At 73.9% G+C, this 17183-nt stretch carries 14 protein-coding genes; 8 read left to right on the top strand and 6 right to left on the bottom strand.

What is annotated here, in order from left to right; all coding sequences use genetic code 11:
- Window positions 1–140: 140 nt before the first annotated feature.
- Together ACGF7U_RS14495 and ACGF7U_RS14490 are read right to left on the bottom strand one after the other, a co-directional pair.
- A complete protein-coding gene (locus tag ACGF7U_RS14495; RefSeq protein ID WP_393106541.1) occupies window positions 141–701 on the bottom strand; it encodes a ricin-type beta-trefoil lectin domain protein in 561 nt (186 codons plus the stop codon).
- A gap of 301 nt (window positions 702–1002) precedes the next feature.
- Entirely contained in the window at window positions 1003–1596 is a 594-nt protein-coding gene (locus ACGF7U_RS14490) for a hypothetical protein (protein WP_393106539.1), read from the bottom strand.
- 274 nt (window positions 1597–1870) lie between these two features.
- Here ACGF7U_RS14490 and ACGF7U_RS14485 point away from each other — a divergent pair, with 274 nt between their 5' ends.
- The 8 genes from ACGF7U_RS14485 (at window position 1871) to ACGF7U_RS14450 (ending at window position 11210) form a co-directional block, all read left to right on the top strand.
- Window positions 1871–3160, top strand: coding sequence for an MFS transporter (locus tag ACGF7U_RS14485; RefSeq protein ID WP_393106537.1), 1290 nt, complete (start codon window positions 1871–1873; stop codon window positions 3158–3160).
- A 271-nt stretch (window positions 3161–3431) separates the two neighbouring features.
- Window positions 3432–4613 (top strand): condensation domain-containing protein, encoded by a 1182-nt coding sequence (locus ACGF7U_RS14480; protein WP_393106535.1) that lies wholly within the window; start codon window positions 3432–3434, stop codon window positions 4611–4613.
- Window positions 4610–5941 (top strand): MFS transporter, encoded by a 1332-nt coding sequence (locus ACGF7U_RS14475; protein WP_393106533.1) that lies wholly within the window; start codon window positions 4610–4612, stop codon window positions 5939–5941. The genes ACGF7U_RS14480 and ACGF7U_RS14475 overlap by 4 nt, the downstream gene beginning before the upstream one ends.
- Entirely contained in the window at window positions 5934–7025 is a 1092-nt protein-coding gene (locus ACGF7U_RS14470) for a hypothetical protein (protein ID WP_393106531.1), read from the top strand. Before ACGF7U_RS14475 ends, ACGF7U_RS14470 begins: the two co-directional genes overlap by 8 nt.
- Window positions 7003–7233, top strand: a complete 231-nt coding sequence (locus ACGF7U_RS14465) for a phosphopantetheine-binding protein (RefSeq protein WP_393106529.1) — start codon at window positions 7003–7005, stop codon at window positions 7231–7233. The genes ACGF7U_RS14470 and ACGF7U_RS14465 overlap by 23 nt, the downstream gene beginning before the upstream one ends.
- On the top strand, window positions 7230–8438 hold the full coding sequence (locus ACGF7U_RS14460) for a cytochrome P450 (RefSeq protein ID WP_393106527.1): 1209 nt from the start codon (window positions 7230–7232) through the stop codon (window positions 8436–8438). Before ACGF7U_RS14465 ends, ACGF7U_RS14460 begins: the two co-directional genes overlap by 4 nt.
- Window positions 8435–9736 carry an amino acid adenylation domain-containing protein gene (locus ACGF7U_RS14455; protein WP_393106525.1) on the top strand — a complete coding sequence of 434 codons (1302 nt, stop codon included), beginning with the start codon at window positions 8435–8437 and terminating at the stop codon, window positions 9734–9736. Before ACGF7U_RS14460 ends, ACGF7U_RS14455 begins: the two co-directional genes overlap by 4 nt.
- Window positions 9726–11210 (top strand): aminotransferase class V-fold PLP-dependent enzyme, encoded by a 1485-nt coding sequence (locus ACGF7U_RS14450; RefSeq protein ID WP_393106523.1) that lies wholly within the window; start codon window positions 9726–9728, stop codon window positions 11208–11210. The genes ACGF7U_RS14455 and ACGF7U_RS14450 overlap by 11 nt, the downstream gene beginning before the upstream one ends.
- A gap of 110 nt (window positions 11211–11320) precedes the next feature.
- Here ACGF7U_RS14450 and ACGF7U_RS14445 read toward each other — a convergent pair whose 3' ends face one another.
- The 4 genes from ACGF7U_RS14445 to ACGF7U_RS14430 form a co-directional block, all read right to left on the bottom strand.
- Window positions 11321–13933 carry a tetratricopeptide repeat protein gene (locus tag ACGF7U_RS14445; RefSeq protein ID WP_393106521.1) on the bottom strand — a complete coding sequence of 871 codons (2613 nt, stop codon included), beginning with the start codon at window positions 13931–13933 and terminating at the stop codon, window positions 11321–11323.
- A 189-nt stretch (window positions 13934–14122) separates the two neighbouring features.
- On the bottom strand, window positions 14123–14842 hold the full coding sequence (locus ACGF7U_RS14440) for an SDR family oxidoreductase (protein ID WP_393106519.1): 720 nt from the start codon (window positions 14840–14842) through the stop codon (window positions 14123–14125).
- Window positions 14843–14852: 10 nt separating this feature from the next.
- The gene (locus ACGF7U_RS14435; RefSeq protein WP_393106516.1) at window positions 14853–15653 is read right to left on the bottom strand and encodes a helix-turn-helix domain-containing protein; all 801 of its coding nucleotides are present in this window, start codon (window positions 15651–15653) and stop codon (window positions 14853–14855) included.
- 161 nt (window positions 15654–15814) lie between these two features.
- Window positions 15815–16969: a S8 family peptidase gene (locus ACGF7U_RS14430; RefSeq protein ID WP_393106514.1), complete on the bottom strand. Its 1155-nt coding sequence runs from the start codon at window positions 16967–16969 to the stop codon at window positions 15815–15817.
- Window positions 16970–17183: the final 214 nt, after the last annotated feature.

The raw sequence follows: 17183 nt of genomic DNA, 5'->3' as shown, positions 1-17183 counted from the left end.
GGGGGGGGGGGGGGGGGGGCGGGGGGCGCCCCCCCCGCCCGGGGGGGGGGGGGGGGCGGGGGCCGCGGGGCCCGGGCGGGGGGGGGGGGGGGGGGGGGGGGGGCCCCCCCCCCCCCCCCCCGGCCCGCGCGTCTGGTCTGTCAGAACCACTTCTGGTAGTCGCCCGCGTTCGGCGGGTTCAGATAGACCGAACCCTCCCAGTTGCTGTCGAGTGCGCTGAAGACATTGATCTCGTTTCGGTGGTCGATGCGGCTGGTGGACGAGTTGTACCGCCACTGCTGGTAGCGGCCGCCGTTGCAGGCCAGCGTGTAGACCCTGCCGGTGGATTCGGTGCCGTCGAGGCACTCCTGGCTCCAGCTGTTGATCAGGTTCTTCCACTCGTAGTTTCCGACCCAGGACCAGGTCTGGGTGGACCCGTAGTGGCAGGGGGCCGTGAAGACGTGCCCCGTGGCGCCGCCGTACGCCTGCTCCAGGCATCGGTTCGTGGCCTTGTTCCTGATGACGCCGGCCAGGGCTCCGACGTCCGCCGGCTCCATGGTGAAGCCGGATTCAGCCGGCGCGGCCTGGGCGGTGAGTGTCGCGGTGATCGGCGTGGAGACCGCAGCACCTGCCGGCGCGGGCGCCAGCCCGGCACCGAATGCTCCGGTGGCCACGAAGGCCAAGCCGATCAGCGCGGTGCGGATTCGTTTCTGCATGCTCATTGAGCCCTTCTTCCGGTAGGCCGGCATCAGATCCAGCCCCAGCCAAACGGATCGCGCTTTCACCGCGCCTTCATCCCGCTGCCGTCGCGCTGACGCGGTCCGGCCGACAACCGGAGTGCTGGGCCGGCGGGCGACGGATCACCGGGCCGGCGTGGGTCCCGAGGCCGCAGCGTCCGGGACAGCACGGCGTACCCGCGGGCATCGGGGATCTCGCCGTGTTCCGGACGTCGGGTCCGACAGCCCCCGGTGCACCCCGGCAGAGCGTGCCCCCGCCGGGCGTGGCCGCCCGGGAGCAGCGAGGTCAGCGGGCGAACGGCGGCAGCGCGGCGAAGTCGGGATGCAGTTCGACCTGCTGGGCCAGCTGGGCCATCACCTGGCGCACCCGCGTCAGTGGGTGCTGCGGGAACTGCGGGTCGTACGCCGGATCGTCGGCGACGTGCGACGGCAGGCCGCCCTCGCCGTCCGCCCCATAGGGGTGGGGCCTGAAGTAGTTCATCGGGCCGACCTGGGACATGACCATCGCTTCCCGCTGGCCGGACGTCCCACTCTCGGCGGCCTGCACCCGCAACACCGCGCTGCACGCGGCCTTCGGCACGATGTAGCTGCCCAGGAACGCCTGACCATTGGGCTGGTTGGGCAGCTTGACCTTGATGACCTGGCGGAGTGCCGGCTGTCCACCGACGGGCGTGACATCGGCCTCGATCAGCGCACCGCCCTGGGTGGACGCCATCTTCGCCATCCCCTTCCGCAGCCCGGACAGGTCCGTCAGCGAGGTAGGTAGGTCGGGAACCAGGTTGAAGAAGACCGCCTGGATCACGATCCGCTCGTCGTTGGCCCAGGTGTCCGCGGCGACCTGGTTGAACCCCGCGAGAAGGAAGTGCCGAAAGGGGTGCATGGCCCCGATCCTGCCAGAGCACACGAGCCCTGGGCCGGCCGGGCTTCGGTGCGCCCACACCGTTTCACTGCGCGAACGGAGGCGGCCGACCCACGCGACGCGTCGCGCCGAGGACCTTCCCTCGGGTGCCGCCCCGCCGGCCGCCGAAGCACTGTCCCGAACGGATCCGAACGGGCCCGAACGCCTGGTCCCGGCCCGATCGACGCGGGCGCGGATACGGTCTCGACCGAGCGCCGTGCTGGCAGCCGGTGGTGGGACAGGACGGGGGGACGGGGTGACCGAGCGCGCCGCGACGTACGCCGAGGTGTTCGCGGTGCGCGAGTACCGCTACCTGTTCGCGGCGTACCTGCTGTCCCTGGCGGGCGACCAGCTCACGGCCGTGACCGTGGCGTACCTCGTCTACACCGGCACCGGCTCGGCCGCGCTGGCGGCGGCCGCCTACGCCAGTTCCTACCTGGCCTGGCTCGTGGGCGGGCCACTGCTCTCCGGCCTCGCCGACCGGTTTCCCCGGCGGCGGGTCCTGGTGGCGTGCGACCTTGCTCGCGCGGCGCTCATCCCGGCGGCGGCGCTGCTGGACCTCGCCGCGCCCGCCCTGGTGGTGCTGCTCTTCACGGTCAACCTGCTGCGGCCGCCGTTCGTGGCCGCGCGGGCGGCGTTGATGCCCGAAGTGCTCGACGGCGACCGTTACGCGGTGGCGAACGGCGTGGACAACATCTGCGCCCAGGTCGTGCAGGTGGTCGGCTTCGCCGTCGGCGGGAGCCTGGTGGCGTTGCTGTCGCTGCGCGGCGCGCTGCTGGTGGACGCCGGCACGTTCCTGGTCTCGGCGCTGCTGATCATGATCGGCGTCCGTCCCCGCCCCTCGCCCCGCCCGTCGTTGGGCCCGGCCCGCCGGGACCGGGTCGCCGGTCTGCGGGTGATCTACACCGATTCCCGGCTGCGCGCCTACGTCCTCGTCCTGTGGACGGCCAGCGCCTTCACCTATGCCGCCGAGGGGCTGATGGTGCCGCTGGCCCGCCAGTACGGCGGCGGCGCCGGCACCGTCGGACTGTTGCTGGCGGCGGCGCCGTCGGGGATGGCCCTCGGCGGGGTGGCCCTCACCCGGCTCTGTCCGCCGGCGGCGCGGGCGCGACTGATCCTGCCCCTGGCCGCGCTGTCCGCCGGGGTGCTGGCGGCGACCTGGCTCGTCCCTCCACTGTGGCTGGTGCTCCTGTTGTTGGTGCTGGCCGGTGCCGCGAGTGCCTTCGCCATCCCGCTGAACGCGTTGTTCGGCCGGGCCGTGCCGACGCAGTACCGGGGACGCGCGTTCGGGGTGGCCATCACCGGGCTGAGCGGGCTCCAGGGGGCGGCGATGGTCTTGGCGGGCCTGGCCGCGGATCGTTGGCCGGCCACCACGGTGATCGGATTCAGCGCAGTGTCGGGCGCGGTGGCGGTCCTCGCGCTCGTGCCGCTGTGGCCACGGCGGCACGCTCCCGCGCCGGTGACGTTCGAGGTCCCGGTCGAACAAGGTCGAACGTCCTCGACCGCCGACAGCCCTACCGCCGAAGCGGGCGGCGGCCGACGCTGAGATGACCGGGCGGGCACGGGGCCGCCACGTAGGGAGAGGAGAAGCGCATGCGCAGCGTCCGCAAGCGTGGCACCAGCTGGACCTGATCCAGAAGCTCCATCCCATCGGCGACGCGCCTCCGGATCCCATCTGGTGGCCGGAGGACGTCGACCGCTCTGACGAGAGGAGGTGCGGGCGATGCGGAAGGACGACTGCACTGCCTGAGACACGCCGATGACGGTGGGTGGTCGCCGCGAGGTGACCACCCGCCCCCGCGACGCCTGGAGGAGTCATGCGCAGTCAGGGTGGCTACCCGCTCACCATGGGCCAGCTCTCCATGTGGCGAGCCCTCTCGGTGCGCCCCCCGGAGCAGCTGTGGGAGTCCAACCAGGACCTCACCTGGTCGACGCCGACCGGGACCACCGAGGAGCAGGTGCGGCACGCGCTCACCGCGCTGGCGGTGCGGCACGAGTCGCTGCGCACCGTCTATCGCCCGGCCGACGAGCCCGGCGCGGTGCGGCAGGTGGTCCTGCCCGATCCGCTCGTGCGCTTCAGCGATGCCTCCGCGCGGGAGCCGTTCGACCTGGCCGCCCAGCCGGCGTGGCGGGCCCGGGTGCGTACTCCCGACGACGGCGGGTCGCCGCAGGTCCATCTGGTGATCCACCACATCGCCGCCGACGGCGCGGCGACGCGGATCCTGGAGTCCGACTTCCACGGCCTGCTGCGCGGAGAACGCCCCGCCGCCGCCCCCGCACCCCGCGAGCTGGCCGAACGCCAGCGCGGCGACGCGTTCCGCACCCGGCTGGCCGCGGCCGGCGAGTACCGCCAGCGGACCGTCGCGGCGGCACCGCGGATGCCGGTGTCCCGGGGGCCCCTGGTGCGGGCTCGCGCGCACACCGGCATCCCGTACGACGCGGTTCGCCACGCGGCACGAAACCTGCGGGTCACCCTGCCCACCCTCCTGCTCACCGTCTACGCGCAGGCGCTGGCCGCGACCACGGGGCGGACCGATCAGTTGCTGTGGCAGTTGGCCGCGAACCGGCTGGATCCCGCGGTGCGGCGCCTGGTGTCGTCCATGACCCAGTGGGTGCCCATGTTGGCCGCCTGCGACCCCGACGGGCCGCTGCGCCCGCTGGCCCGTGAGATCAACATCGCGGCGGTGCGTGCCCTGCAGCACGGCGTGTACGACCCGTTCGCCGTCGCACCCATGGACTTCGACCACGGCAGCTTCTTCACCTTCATCCCGGCGCCGGCCGACGCCGGTCCCGCGTCGTCCGAGGTGGTCCCCGGGCGCGTCGAGTTCCTCCCGCCCCGCGCGTACAGCGGGGCCAGCTTCTACCTGATGGCCTGGGTGCATCCCCACGTGCAGCTCACCGTGCGGGTGATGCGCGACGGGTACGGGCGCGCCGAGGTGGAACGCTTCCTGACCACCATGACCGACCTGCTGCTGCGCGCGGTCAAGGACGCGGCATGAGCGGCAGCCTCTGGCGACACCGTGACTTCATGGTGTTGTGGTCGGGCCGGACCCTCAGCGAGGTCGGCGACGCCGTCTCGATGCTGGCCATCCCGCTGTTGGCCGTCACCGTCCTGGACGCCTCCGCCGTGGAGGTCGGCGTCCTCAGCGCCACCCGGATGGTCGCCTACCTGTTCCTCTCCCTGCCCGCCGGGGTGTGGGTGGACCGGATGCGCAAACGCCGCGTCATGGTGACCTGTCACCTCGTACGGGCCGCGCTGGTGGCCACCGTCGCCGCCGGCGCCTGGACCGGCTGGGTCACGATGGCGCAGCTGTGGATCGTGGCGCTGCTGTCCAGCGTCTGCACCGTGCTGTACGAGACCGCGCACCAGAGCTTCCTTCCGTCGGTCGTCGCCGGGAACCAGCTGCTCGACGCCAACGGCAAGCTGGCGACCACGTACTCGGTCTCGCGGATCGCCGGCTACGGCGCGGGCGGCGCGCTGGTGTCGGCGCTGGGGCTGGCGCGAACTGCGGGGATCGACGCGCTCGCCTACCTGGTGAACGCCGTGTCCCTCCTGCTGATCCGCCGTCCGGAGCAGCCGCCGGCCCCGGCGCGGCGGCGGGACTTCCGCCGCGAGCTGGCCGCCGGGCTGTCCTTCGTGTTCCGCCACCCGATCATGCCCAGACTGGTGGTGGCCTCGGCGTCGCTCAACCTGTTCAGTCAGATGATCTTCGCGCTGGCGGTCCTGTACCTGGTGCGCGACCTCCGCCTCAGCGAGCACATGGTCGGTGTGGTGCTGGCCCTGACCACGCTGGGTGGGATCGGCGGCGGCCTGGTGTCCGCGCGGTTGGCGCGGCTGGTGGGCACCGCCCGGATCATCTGGATCGCTCCGCTGGGGCTCGGCTGGACGGTGTTGCTCGTACCGGTCGCCCAGCCCGGGTGGGGCGCGGTCGCCTACACGGTCGGCATGGCGGGGCTGGGGGCGGTCTTCGCCGTCTACAACGCGGCGGCGGTCAGCTACCGGCAGCGGGTCTGCCCGCCGGACCTGCTGGGCAGGATGACGGCCTCGGTCCGGTGGGTGATCTTCGGGGTGATGCCGGTGGGCGCCCTGGCGGGCGGGCTGCTGGGCAGCTGGCTGGGGGTGCGCCCGACGCTGTGGATCGCGGCCGCCGGAGTGTGGGCGTCCGGCCTGCTGCTCTACTTCTCGCCGCTGCGGCGGTGGCGTGACCTCCCGGACGACGCCGTCGCGCCGCACGCCGGGCAACCGCCGACAAGACTCCCGGCACCGCACGGGCGGGCGCCGGTCGACACGGCCGGGACGGCCATGGGAGGTGTACGAGGTGGATGACCAGCCGTTCGGACAGCGGATCCTGTCCTGGGCGGGCGGGCCGGCGGACATCGACCGGTTCGTGGCGCTGGGCGGCGCCCGGCTGCCCGCGGAGCCCGACCCGGCCGCCCTGCGGCGGGCCCTGGACGCGGTCGTGGCCCGGCATCCCGTGCTGGGTGCGGCGCCGGTGCCACTGCGCACGGTCGACGACGTGTGGGCGGCGGCCGCCGCCGGCCGGTACCCGCCCGACGCGCGGTGCCTGCTCTGGGCGTACCTGGCCGGGCGCGAACTGCTGCTCGTGGCGCACCACACCGTCTCCGACCCGTGGTCGATGCGGCTGCTGCTCCGCGAGGTGTTGAAGCCGCAGACCGGCCCGGCGCCTTCCTACCACGACAGCGGGTCCACCTACGCGCCCCGGCGGGTGACCCGGTCGGTACCGTTCTGGCGCCGGATGCTCGCCGACGTACCGGCCCTCGCCCCGGGCACGGGCAGCGAAGCCGGCACGGCCGAGATCAGGACGCCGAGCGGCATCACCCAGGACCAGGCGGCGGCGGTCGCCCGGACCGTGCGCAGCACGCCGTTCGTCGTCCTGCTCACTGCGTTCGCGCGGGCCCTCGGCCCGCTGTGCCCCGGCGAGGCCGTCGTTGCGGTGCTGACCCACGGCCGGCAGCGCTCCGACTGGGACACCGTGGGGCTGTACATGAACGTGCTGCCGGTGCGCCTCGGCGCGCCGACGGTGGGCGCGGCGCACCGCGCGTTCGCCGAGGCGTACGCGCACGAGATTCCGTTTCCGCTGCTGCTGGACGCGGTGCCGCAGGCTGATGCGCTGTTCGCCGACGGCGGACCGGGCCTGGCCCAGTTCGAGGTCATCCAGGTGCCGGACGGCGCCGGGATCGAGCCGCTGACGATCCCCGCCGGGCTCGGGCTGGGCGGGCCGGTGCTGCCCATCAACGGGCTGGCGTTCTGGCTCGAGCCGGGGGCGGGCGGCGCCTACACCGCCTGCCTGCGGTACCGCCGCTCGTACCGGGAGGCCGAGATGCATGCCCTGACACGGCGGTTCATCGACAGTTGGGAGGATATCCGTGCCGACGCGAACCGAGCTTGAGTCGATGCTGACCCGGCTCTGGAGCGAGAAGCTGAACGTCACGCCGGTGGGTGTCGAGGACGACTTCTTCGCCCTCGGCGGCGACTCGCTGCTCGCCGCCGACCTGCTGATGGACCTCTACGAGCAGTTCGGCGTCGAGGTCGACGCCGCGGTGCTGTTCCTCAAGCCGACCATCGCCGAGCTGGTCGACGAGGTACTGGCCGCATGAGAACCCCACCGTGCGGCCACACCCGGCCCCCGGGCGGGGTCGACCTCGCCGACCCGGCCCTGCACGGCGCCGGCGACCCGCACGCCGTCTGGCGGGCGCTGCGCCGGTGGGAACCCGTCCGCTGGCAGCCGGTCGAGGGCAGGTCGGGCTTCTGGGCGGTCACCCGCCACGCCGATGCCAGGACCGTCCTGGCCGACCACGCCAGGTTCACCTCCACCGGCGGGGTGATGCTCAACATGCTCGGCCGGCCGGAGCCGGCGCAGAACCAGCAGTTCGCGGCGACCGACCCGCCGCGGCACGGCCTCATCCGGGGGCCGCTGCAACGCGAGATGACCACGCGTGCGGTGGCGCGGCACGCGCCGGCCATCCGTTCCTTCGTCCGGGAGATGCTCCGCCCCGCCGGTGGGATCCTGGACTTCGCCGAACTCACCGCCGCCCTGCCGCTGGCCTTCCTGGGGCCGCTGATGGGCATCCCGGCCGCCGACTGGCCCGCCCTGGCCCGGTGGGTGTCCATGTCGGTGGCCGAGCACGACCCGGAGGTCATGCTACCGGGCGGCCCCGCCGCGACCCTCGACCGCGGGCACCGGGAACTGTTCGCGTACCTGCTCAACCTGGTGCTCGAACACCGGCGGCGCCCGCGCGGGGACCTGGTGGACGTGCTGGGGTCCATGCCGCTGCGCCCCGGCGCGGTCGTGGCCAACTGCTACAGCCTGCTCCTCGGCGGCAGCGCCGCCATCCCGCACGTGCCCCGTGCGGCCCTGGCCGAGCTGATCCGCACCGGCCGGTACGAGCACTGGGCCCGGCGACCCGAGCGGGTCGACCGCGCGGTGGAGGAGGCGCTGCGGTTCACCTCGCCGGCCGGGCACTTCATGCGGTTGGCGACGCGGGACACCACGCTCGGCGGCGTCCGCGTCGCGGCGGGCGACGCCGTCGTGGTGTGGCTCGGGTCGGCCAACCGCGACGAGAACGTCTTCGCCGACGCCGACACGCTGGACATGGACCGCCACCCGAACCGGCATCTGGCCTTCGGGGACGGGCGGCACTACTGCCTGGGGGCGGCCGTCGCCAGGCTGACGCTGCGCACCTTCTTCGAGGAACTGTTCGCCACCTTCGCGTCCTTCGAGCCTGCCGGCGAGGTCGAGCGCGTACGGTCCACCTGGCTGGGCGGGATCAAGCGGATGCCGGTCGTGGCCGGGCGGCGATGATCCCCGAGGCACTGGCCGCGCAACTGCGCTCCCGCCGGGAGGCGCCGGCCGTGATCGATCCCGAGCAGACCCTGACGTACGCGGACCTGGAGGGCCTGAGCGGCGCGGTCGCCGTGCACCTGCAGCAGCGGGGAGTGGCCGTCGGGGAGCCGGTGATCGTGCAGACCCGGCTGTCGCGCTGGGCCATCGTGGCCATGCTCGGCGTACTACGGGCGGGCGCGCGGTACGTCCCCATCGACACGGCCTTCCCGGCGGCCCGCCGCGAGCTGATGGCCGCGGGCAGCGGCGCCCGCGTCGTGCTCACCGAGAGCCTGCTGGCGTCCCTGCGTCCGGCGTGCCGCGGCTGGCGGGACGGGCCCGACGCGTACACGCTGTTCACCAGCGGCTCCACCGGTGTGCCGAAGGCGGTCACGGTGTCGCGGGCGGCGCTGAGCTACTCGACCGGCGCCCGGCTGGAGTACTACGGTCTCCCGCCGAAGCGGTTCCTGCTGTGCTCGTCGATCTCGTTCGACAGTTCCGTGGCGGGCGTCTACTGGACGCTGTGCACGGGCGGCACCCTGGTCATCCCGAGCGACCGGCCGTTCGACGTGCGGGCGCTGATCCGCGCCGGCGCCCTGCACCGGCCCACCCACACCCTGATGGTGCCGTCCCTGTACCGGCTGGTGCTGCGCTCGCCGGTGCCCAGCCTTACCACCGTGATCGTGGCCGGGGAGAGTTGCCCGCCCGGCCTGGTCGACCTGCACTACGAGCGCATGCCGCACGCGACGCTCTACAACGAGTACGGCCCCACCGAATGCACCGTCTGGAGCACCGTGCACAGATGCGCCGCGGGCGAGGATCCGGTGCCCATCGGCCGTCCCATCCCCGGCACGACGATCTCGATCGACGACGGCGAGCTGTGCGTCTGCTCGCCCGGGGTGGTGTCCGGCGGGCCGGTGTACCGCACCGGCGACCGGGTCAGCATGGGCGCCGACGGCCTGCTCCGCTATCACGGACGCGTCGACGAGCAGCTCAAGGTCGGCGGCATGCGCATGGAACCGGCCGAGATCGAGCACGCCCTGATGTCCCACCCGGCCGTGCTCCTGGCCGGCGTCGCCGTCCCCTACCAGGGGGTCGCCTTCGTCGTCTGCGCCGAACCGGTGGATCAGAAAGCCCTGCGCGCCCACCTGCTCGACCGGCTGCCCGCCGTGGCCGTTCCCACCGTGTTCGAGCGGGTAGAGCGGTTGCCCACCCTGCCCAACGGCAAACTCGACCGGCGCGCCCTGAGCCGGATCGGCCGCACCCCACATGACAACTGAGAAGCGGGCACCCGCGACACCGGGCGCACGGGTCGCCGCGACCGCCGCGTACGCGAGCACCGCCCGGATCGACGAGCTGCGCGCCACCGAGTACCGGCACCTCGACCGCGACGGCCGGACCTACCTCGACTACGCGGGGTCCGGGGTGGCCGCACGGGCACAGGTCGTCGCCCACCAGGACCGGTTGCTCTCGGGTCTGTACAGCAACCCGCACTCGGAGAACCCCACCTCCGAGGCAGCCGGTTCGCTGGTCGAGTCGGCCCGGCGCGCGGTGCTCGACTTCTTCCGCGCCGACCCGACCGAGTACGCGGTCGTCTTCACCCCGAACGCCAGCGGCGCCTGCCGCCTGGTGGGCGAGGCGTACGGCTTCGGTCGCGGCTGCCCGCTCGTGCTGACCTGGGACAACCACAACTCCGTCAACGGCATCCGGGAGTACGCCCGCGCGGCCCGCGCGCCGGTCCGCTACGTGCCGCTGACCGGGCCGGACCTGCGGGTGGCCGAACCCGACGTGGTCGCGGCGCTGGCCGCCGGCCGAAGCGGGCCGGCCGGGCGTCCCGGGCGGCGCAGGTCCGGCGCGTCGGGGCTCTTCGCGTATCCGGCACAGAGCAACTTCACCGGGGTGCAGCATCCGCTGGGGTGGGTGGACCTGGCCCAGCAGCACGGGTACGACGTGCTGCTCGACGCCGCCGCGTTCGCCCCGACGAACCGGTTGGACCTGAGCGTCGTCCGCCCGGATTTCGTCTGCCTGAGCTGGTACAAGCTCTTCGGCTACCCCACGGGGGTGGGGGCGCTGCTCGCCCGGCGCGACGCGCTGACCCGGCTGCGCCGCCCCTGGTTCGCCGGCGGCACCATCCGGGCGGTGAGCGTCCAGGGCGACTGGCACCAGCCGATGGGGGACGAGTCGGGCTTCGAGGACGGCACGCTCAACTTCCTCAGCATCCCCGACGTGGAGTTCGGGCTGCGCTGGCTCGACTCGATCGGCGTCGACCTCGTCCACACCCGGGTCGGCCTGCTCACCGGGTGGCTGCTGGAGCGACTGACCGCGTTGCGGCACCGCAACGGCCGGCCGCTGGTCCGGGTCTACGGGCCGCCGACGGGCGATGCCCGGGGCGGCACCGTGGCGTTCAACTTCCGCTACCCGGACGGCTCGCTCGTCGACGAGCGGCTCGTCGCACGCGAATCGTCGGCGGCCGGCTTCGCCCTGCGTACGGGGTGCTTCTGCAATCCGGGCGCGGCCGAGGCCGCCTTCGGGATCAGCAGGGACTCCCTGCGCCGTACGATCCTCGCGCAGGCCGAGACGATCGATGAGCACCTCGCCGCGCTGGGGCTGCCGACCGGCGGGGCGGTACGCGTCTCCTTCGGTCTGGCCTCGACCGCGGCCGACGCGGAACGCTTCCTGGCCTTCGCCGCGTCGACCTACCTGGACCGCGACGGCTCCGCCGACAGCCGGCTGACGCCACGGATACGCTGCTGACCAGGTGGACACCGGCCCGGCAGCCGCCGGGCGCACGTCGCGCCGGCCGGCCTCGCCGCCGGTCGGGGCGCCCCGGGCTGGCTTCGACACCCCGGGAACGGGGCTGCCCGTCAGCGCGGTGCAGCGGGGGGCGTGGCCGGTGCCAGGGCGGTGCGGAGCCGGGCGCACGCCTGCGGGTCCAGCCCGTCGAGCCGGTCCAGGGCCTCCCGCCAGTGCCGGCGCGCCACGGAGAGGTGTCCCAGGCCCGCGTGGGCGTCGCCCAACACCTGCAACGCCAGGCCGATGCCCCGCTGGTGCTCGTAGCGTCGGCAGATCTCCAGCGACTCGGCGGCCCGGCCGATCGCCGCCCGGTGGTCACCGGAGGCCCGCAGCGTCTCGGCGAAGTTCACCAGCGCCTGGGCCTCGCGTAGCGGATCCGTGCCGCCGTCGGCGACGGCGCGCCCCGCCTCGTGACAGGCGATGGCCTGGGAGTAGTCGCCGAGGCGCTGGTACACCAGGGCCAGGTTGTCGAGCACCGACCCCTCCTTGTGCCGGTGACCGAGCTGCCGCCGGATGACCAGGGCCGCCTGGAGGTGGTGCAGGGCGCCGGCGAGGTCCCCGCTGTCGCGCAGGGCGTTTCCGAGGTTGTTCAGGATGGCGGCCTCCCGGCTCCGGTCGCCGAGTTCGCGCTGGACGGCCAGGCACCGCTTCAGGATCGGGATCGCCTCGTCGAGCCGGCCCTGGCGCAGCAGCGCGACTGCGGCGATGTTGAGCCCGGACGCCGCGCCCGAGCGGTCGTCACTTCGGCTCGCCGCCGCGAAGGCGAGGTGGCCGAACTGCTGCTGCTCGGCGATGTGTCCGGCGTAGTCCAGGAACTTGGCCGCCACGAGAGCCAGGTCGCGGACCTCGGTGAGGGTCCGTCCGGCCGCCGTCTGCTGGCGGGCTACCAGCAACAGGTTGGTGTGCTCCCGCTCGAACCACGCCCACGCGTCGGCGGCGTCGCCGAGCGGCGGGCCGGGCCGCGCCGGGCCGGCCGGCTCGCCGATGCCGAACCGGTCGTCGGGATAGAGCAGCCGGGCAGCGCGGATGGTGGCCGCGAGCAACCACGCGGTCAGCCTGCCGAGGGCCTCCTCCCGGTGGGACGGGTCGTCGGTCGCCCGCGCCCGCTCGCGGGCGTAGAGCCGGACGACGTCATGGAAGCGGTAGCGGTCGCCCCCGGCCGACTCGATCAGGTGCGCGTCGACCAACGCGTCCAGCGCCCGCTCCGTGGCGGCGACCGGCAGGTCGGCCAGCGCCGCGCAGCCGTATGACGTGACGTGCGTCCAGTCCGGCAGCGCGGCGAGCCGGAAGAGCCGGGCCGCCTGCCGGCGTTCGCCCTGCCGTGCGTCCCCGAACGCCTGGTAGCCCAGGTGCAGGCTGGCCCGTACGGACAGGTCACCGACCTCCAGGACGTCCAGCCGCATGCCCTCGTCGTCCATGCGCTCGGCGAGGCCGGTGAGTGGCGCGTCCGGCCGGGCCGCGGCGCGGGCGCCGACGATGCGCAACGCCAGCGGCAACCCGCCGCACCGGCGGACCACCGTCGCCGCGGCGGCCGGCTCCGCCTGCACGCGTTGGGCGCCGGTGAGCCCGGCGAGCAGGGCGTGCGCCGCGTCGTCGGGTAACGGGTCGAGGCGGATCCGGGCGGTCGTGTCCAGGTCGGGGAGCATCCACCGGCTCGTGATGAGCGTGGTGCACCCGGGCCCGCTGGCCAGGAGCGGTCGGACCTGCGCCGCCGACGCGGCGTTGTCCAGCACCACGAGCACGCCCCGTTCGGCGGTCCAGGTGCGCAGCAACGCCGACGCCTCGTCGAGCGAGGCGGGGAGGGCGGGCGCGCCCAGCGCCCGCAGGAACCGGCCCAACACGTCCGCGGGCTCGGCCGCCGCGATGCCGTCGGTGGCCCCGCGCAGGTCCGCGTAGAGGCAGCCGCCGTCGTAACGCCCGACGATCCGGTGCGCGACGTGCAGCGCGAGCGCGGACTTGCCCACACCGCCGGCACCCTCGACCAGGCACACCGCGGCGTCGGTCTCCGTCGCCGCGAGCAGCCGGTCGATTTCCGCCGAGCGGCCGACCATCAACGGCGGCGCCGGTGGCAGCTGATAGGGAACCGGCGCCCCTGACCCCCCGTCCGCCGGCCGCGCCTCGTCGGCGACCGGTGACGGCAGACCACGCAACACGGCCCGGTCCCGCCCTGCGCCGGACGCGGCGGCCCGTCCCCGTGCCGGGCCGGCCGTCCCGGTCCCGCCGCCTGCGGGGATCAGGCGTAGGGCGGCGGAGCGCTGCGGGTGGGATGTCGGCCCGAGACCTTCGGCGCCCGGCCCGGCGACGGGCCCGCTCGGGCCGGTGGTGCGGGCGGCCGGGGCGACCGGCACGTGTCCGGGCCGGCCCGACGGGGCGGCCGCCGGGGGCCTCGCCGCCGTGCGGGCGGCGGCCAGCCGGCCCCACACCGTCAGCCACTCCGCCGCGCGCTCGTCCGGCACGCCGCAGGCCCGCAGCAGGGCCGACACCAGATCGCGGCGGGGCAGCGTCGGACGGCCCAGCATCGTCGCCAGGGTGCTCGCCGGCAGCACGTCGCCGTTGCGCTGCGCGCGGCGGGCGATCTCGCGGTAGGCGAGGCCGGACTGGTCGCGGATGCGACGCAGCAGTATGACGTACTGCTCCGGGCTGGTCGCGGTGGTCGGGTTGACGCCGAAGTCGGCGGCCGTCATGCGCGCCCTCACGTCAGGTGTCACGTGCCCGGGGCCGAGGGGCGCCGGGCGGTTCTGCCAGAGTGCGTCACACGCTACAGGGCACGGGCCGGGGACCGCCGCCCCGTCACTCCCCAGTGGACAGACGCGGCCCGCGCCCGCTGTCGCGGCCCGCGTCCCGACGGCCACCCGCATCGGCCCGGGCGGGATTCAGACGAGCAGCCCGCCCGTCGCGCGGATGTTCTGGCCAGTGATCCACTGCGCGTCGGGTCCGGCGAGGAAGGCGACCACGGCCGCGATGTCGTCGGGCTGGCCGAGCCGTTGCAACGCGGTGACGGCGGCGGTCCGGGCCAGGGCCTCCGGCGGGTTGACGGCCCGGAGCAGGTCGGTCTCGGTCGCGCCGGGCGAGACCGTGTTGACGGTGATGCCACGGCCGCCGAACTCCCGGGCGGCGACGGCGGTGAACTGTTCGAGCGCGGCCTTGCTGGCGCAGTAGAGGGAGTGCCCGGGCGCCGGCACCACCGTGTTGAGGGTGGAGATGTTGATGATGCGGCCGTTGTCGCGCAGCACCGGCGCCGCCTCGCGCATCGCCAGCACGGGGAACTTGGTGTTGACCGTCAACACGCGGTCGAACTCGTCCTCGGTGAGGTCCGCGATCGGCATCCGGGGATTGACGGCGGCGTTGTTGACGAGAATGTCCAGGCCGTCGCGAACCGGTTGGAACATCGCCCTGATGCTGGTGACGTCCTCCTGGTCGGCGCGGACGGCGACCGCGCCGGCGAGTTGGCTGACGAGTTCGTCGGCAGCCGCCTGGTTCTCCTTGTACGTGAACACGACCGTCGCGCCTTCGCGGCGGAGTCGACGCACGATCGCCCGGCCGATCCCCCGGGAACCGCCGGTCACGAGCGCTGTCCTGCCGGTGAGCCTCATGCCGGGGACGCTACCCGGCAGCGGGGTTTCGGTATTGAAGGAATGCGCACAGCTCGGTCGGCGTCAGGCCGGACATGGCGCGGATCTCACGGTTGAAGTGCGACTGGTCCGCGTACCCGCACTCGACCGCCGCCCGTGGCAGGCCGGCGGACCGGGTGAGCATGTGTACGGCCCGCTGGAAACGGGCGATCCTGGCGACCGTCTTGGGCGACAGGCCGATCTGCCGCTGGAACCGGAGTTCGAGGGTGCGCCGGCTGACGCCGAGCTCGTCGGCCAGGGCGCTGATCCGGAGCCGGTGCGCGGATCGCTGGAGTCGCCACCACGCGTGCGTCGTCAGCCTGTCCGGCCGCGTGTCCGTGACGAGCCGCGCGGTGAGGTGCTCGTCCAGCAACCGGAACCACGACGGCCGGTCCGGTGCCTCCCCGAGCCGCTCGACCAACTCCGCCTCACGGTCGCCGAGGAGCTCCGCGAGCCGGAAGGTGCCGCCGGTCATCTCCCGCATCGGCACGCCGAGGAGCGCGGTCGCTCCGGCCGGCGTCAAGCCGATGGAGACGCCGTCCCCCCACGCCGTCTGCTCGTGGACGGTGGGTCCATCCCTGGGCCCGGTGATCACCCTGCTCGGTCCCGCGAAGTCGATGATCATCGTGGCCAGGTTCATCGGCAGCATCCGGTGCCGTACGGCGGCTCCCGAGCCGGACCGGAAGCCCGCGTAACCCACGACGTACGGTCGCAGTCGCGGATGCGGGAGGCTGACGATCGTCTCGCACGGCTCGGGTTGAACCCGCACCGGTACGGAGTGCACGTGGCTCACGGCAGCCGTCCTCCTCGTCCGGGCCGGCACGAGTCGCGGTGGCGCGGCGGGCGGCCCTACGGCCGTCGGTTCGACTGATCGGGAAGTGGCGGGCCGGGGCCTGCGACAACGTGGTGGGGTGGCCGGCACGTGCCGGCCACCCCACCACGGTCTGTCGACGGTCAGAGACCGCTGCTGAAGACCAGCCGGTTGGGCGTACCGGCCAGGTCGCCCTGGACGACGCCGGTGGTGGCGTTGCCGACCAGCCAGCTGTGCAGGGTGGCCTGGGAGGTGTCACCGTTGACGCTCTTGTAGAGCGCGGCGATGCCCGCCACGTGCGGGGTGGCCATCGAGGTGCCGTTGAAGACGGCGGTGGTGTTGTTCGGTTGCGTGGACAGGATCGCCGAGCCGGGGGCGTAGAGGTCGACGCAGGCGCCGGTCGAGGAGTAGCTGGCCCGGGCGTCGGTGTTGGTCGACGCGGCGACGGCCACCGCGGCGGTCACCGCCCGGGGCAGCCGGTCGCAGGAGTCCGCGCCGGTGTTGCCCGCCGAGGTGGCCAGGAAGACGCCGGAGTTCATCATCCCGGTGATCGCGGTCGCCAGCGTGTCGGAGTACGTCCAGTTCCACGACGTGTTCGCCACCGCCGGCTTCGCCGCGTTGGCGGTCACCCAGTCGATCGCGGCGATCGTGGCCGAGGTCTTGCCCGAGCCCTGGCAGTTGAGGATCTTCACGGCGTGCAGCCGGACGCCCTTGGCGACTCCGTACGTCTTCGAGCCGATCGTGCCGGCGACGTGGGTGCCGTGCCCGTCGCAGTCGGTGTTGCGCCGGTCGATGGCGTTGTAGTCGAAGCTGGCCCGGCCCTCGAAGTCGGGGTGGGTCACGTCGATGCCCGAGTCGATGACGTAGGCGTGCACACCGGAGCCGGTGGCGGTCGTGGTGTAGCTGTTGGACAGCGGCAGCGTGCGCTGATCGATCCGGTCCAGGCCCCAGGACGGCGGGTTGGCCTGGGTGCCCTCGGCGACGTCGTCGAGCCAGGCGTCCTGCTCGACGCCGAGCACCGCGGGATCGCGGCGCAGCGCCTGCACCTGCCCGGCGGTCAGCTCCGCGGCGAAGCCGTTGACGGCCCGTTCGTAGACGAACCGCGGGTTGACCGACAGGGCACGGGCGAGGCCGCGCGGGTCGGCGCCCGGGCGCAGCCGGACGATGTACTCGCCCGGCACGGGCCGGACGCCGGGCGCGGGGGACGCCGCGCTCACCGGTGCGGACGGCGTGGACGCGGGTGCCGCCGCAGCCGGTGCGGCGACCAGGGTGCAGCTCGCCGCAACCAGCGAGGCCATCAGGACTCTTGATCTCACATTGCCTCCCACACTCACCCGGTGTCATCGCAGGTTGACGCCGTGGTGAGAAGGCACGCTAGTCGGGCCGCTGTCGAGCGTCAATGCCTCGTTTGGGGGCGCTCGGGGTCGCCCGCTCCCGGTGCCGGCCGTCGGCCCGCCGGGCGGGGAGGTGGCGCTGACGCAGCGTGCACGGCCGGTGCGTACGGGCGGGCCG

It is taken from the genome of Micromonospora sp. NPDC047670 (assembly GCF_043204915.1).
GTDB lineage: Bacteria > Actinomycetota > Actinomycetes > Mycobacteriales > Micromonosporaceae > Micromonospora.
The sequence above is the reverse complement of the archived record's forward strand: the minus strand, read 5'-3'. Positions and strand labels throughout refer to the sequence as shown.

What these genes read in the sequence shown, in the direction of transcription:
- ACGF7U_RS14495 (WP_393106541.1), bottom strand. Translation starts at nt 701, where the DNA reads ATGAGCATGCAGAAACGAATCCGCACCGCGCTGATCGGCTTGGCCTTC.
- ACGF7U_RS14490 (WP_393106539.1), bottom strand. Translation starts at nt 1,596, where the DNA reads ATGCACCCCTTTCGGCACTTCCTTCTCGCGGGGTTCAACCAGGTCGCC.
- ACGF7U_RS14480 (WP_393106535.1), top strand. Translation starts at nt 3,432, where the DNA reads ATGCGCAGTCAGGGTGGCTACCCGCTCACCATGGGCCAGCTCTCCATG.
- ACGF7U_RS14475 (WP_393106533.1), top strand. Translation starts at nt 4,610, where the DNA reads ATGAGCGGCAGCCTCTGGCGACACCGTGACTTCATGGTGTTGTGGTCG.
- ACGF7U_RS14460 (WP_393106527.1), top strand. Translation starts at nt 7,230, where the DNA reads ATGAGAACCCCACCGTGCGGCCACACCCGGCCCCCGGGCGGGGTCGAC.
- ACGF7U_RS14455 (WP_393106525.1), top strand. Translation starts at nt 8,435, where the DNA reads ATGATCCCCGAGGCACTGGCCGCGCAACTGCGCTCCCGCCGGGAGGCG.
- ACGF7U_RS14450 (WP_393106523.1), top strand. Translation starts at nt 9,726, where the DNA reads ATGACAACTGAGAAGCGGGCACCCGCGACACCGGGCGCACGGGTCGCC.
- ACGF7U_RS14445 (WP_393106521.1), bottom strand. Translation starts at nt 13,933, where the DNA reads ATGACGGCCGCCGACTTCGGCGTCAACCCGACCACCGCGACCAGCCCG.
- ACGF7U_RS14440 (WP_393106519.1), bottom strand. Translation starts at nt 14,842, where the DNA reads ATGAGGCTCACCGGCAGGACAGCGCTCGTGACCGGCGGTTCCCGGGGG.
- ACGF7U_RS14430 (WP_393106514.1), bottom strand. Translation starts at nt 16,969, where the DNA reads ATGGCCTCGCTGGTTGCGGCGAGCTGCACCCTGGTCGCCGCACCGGCT.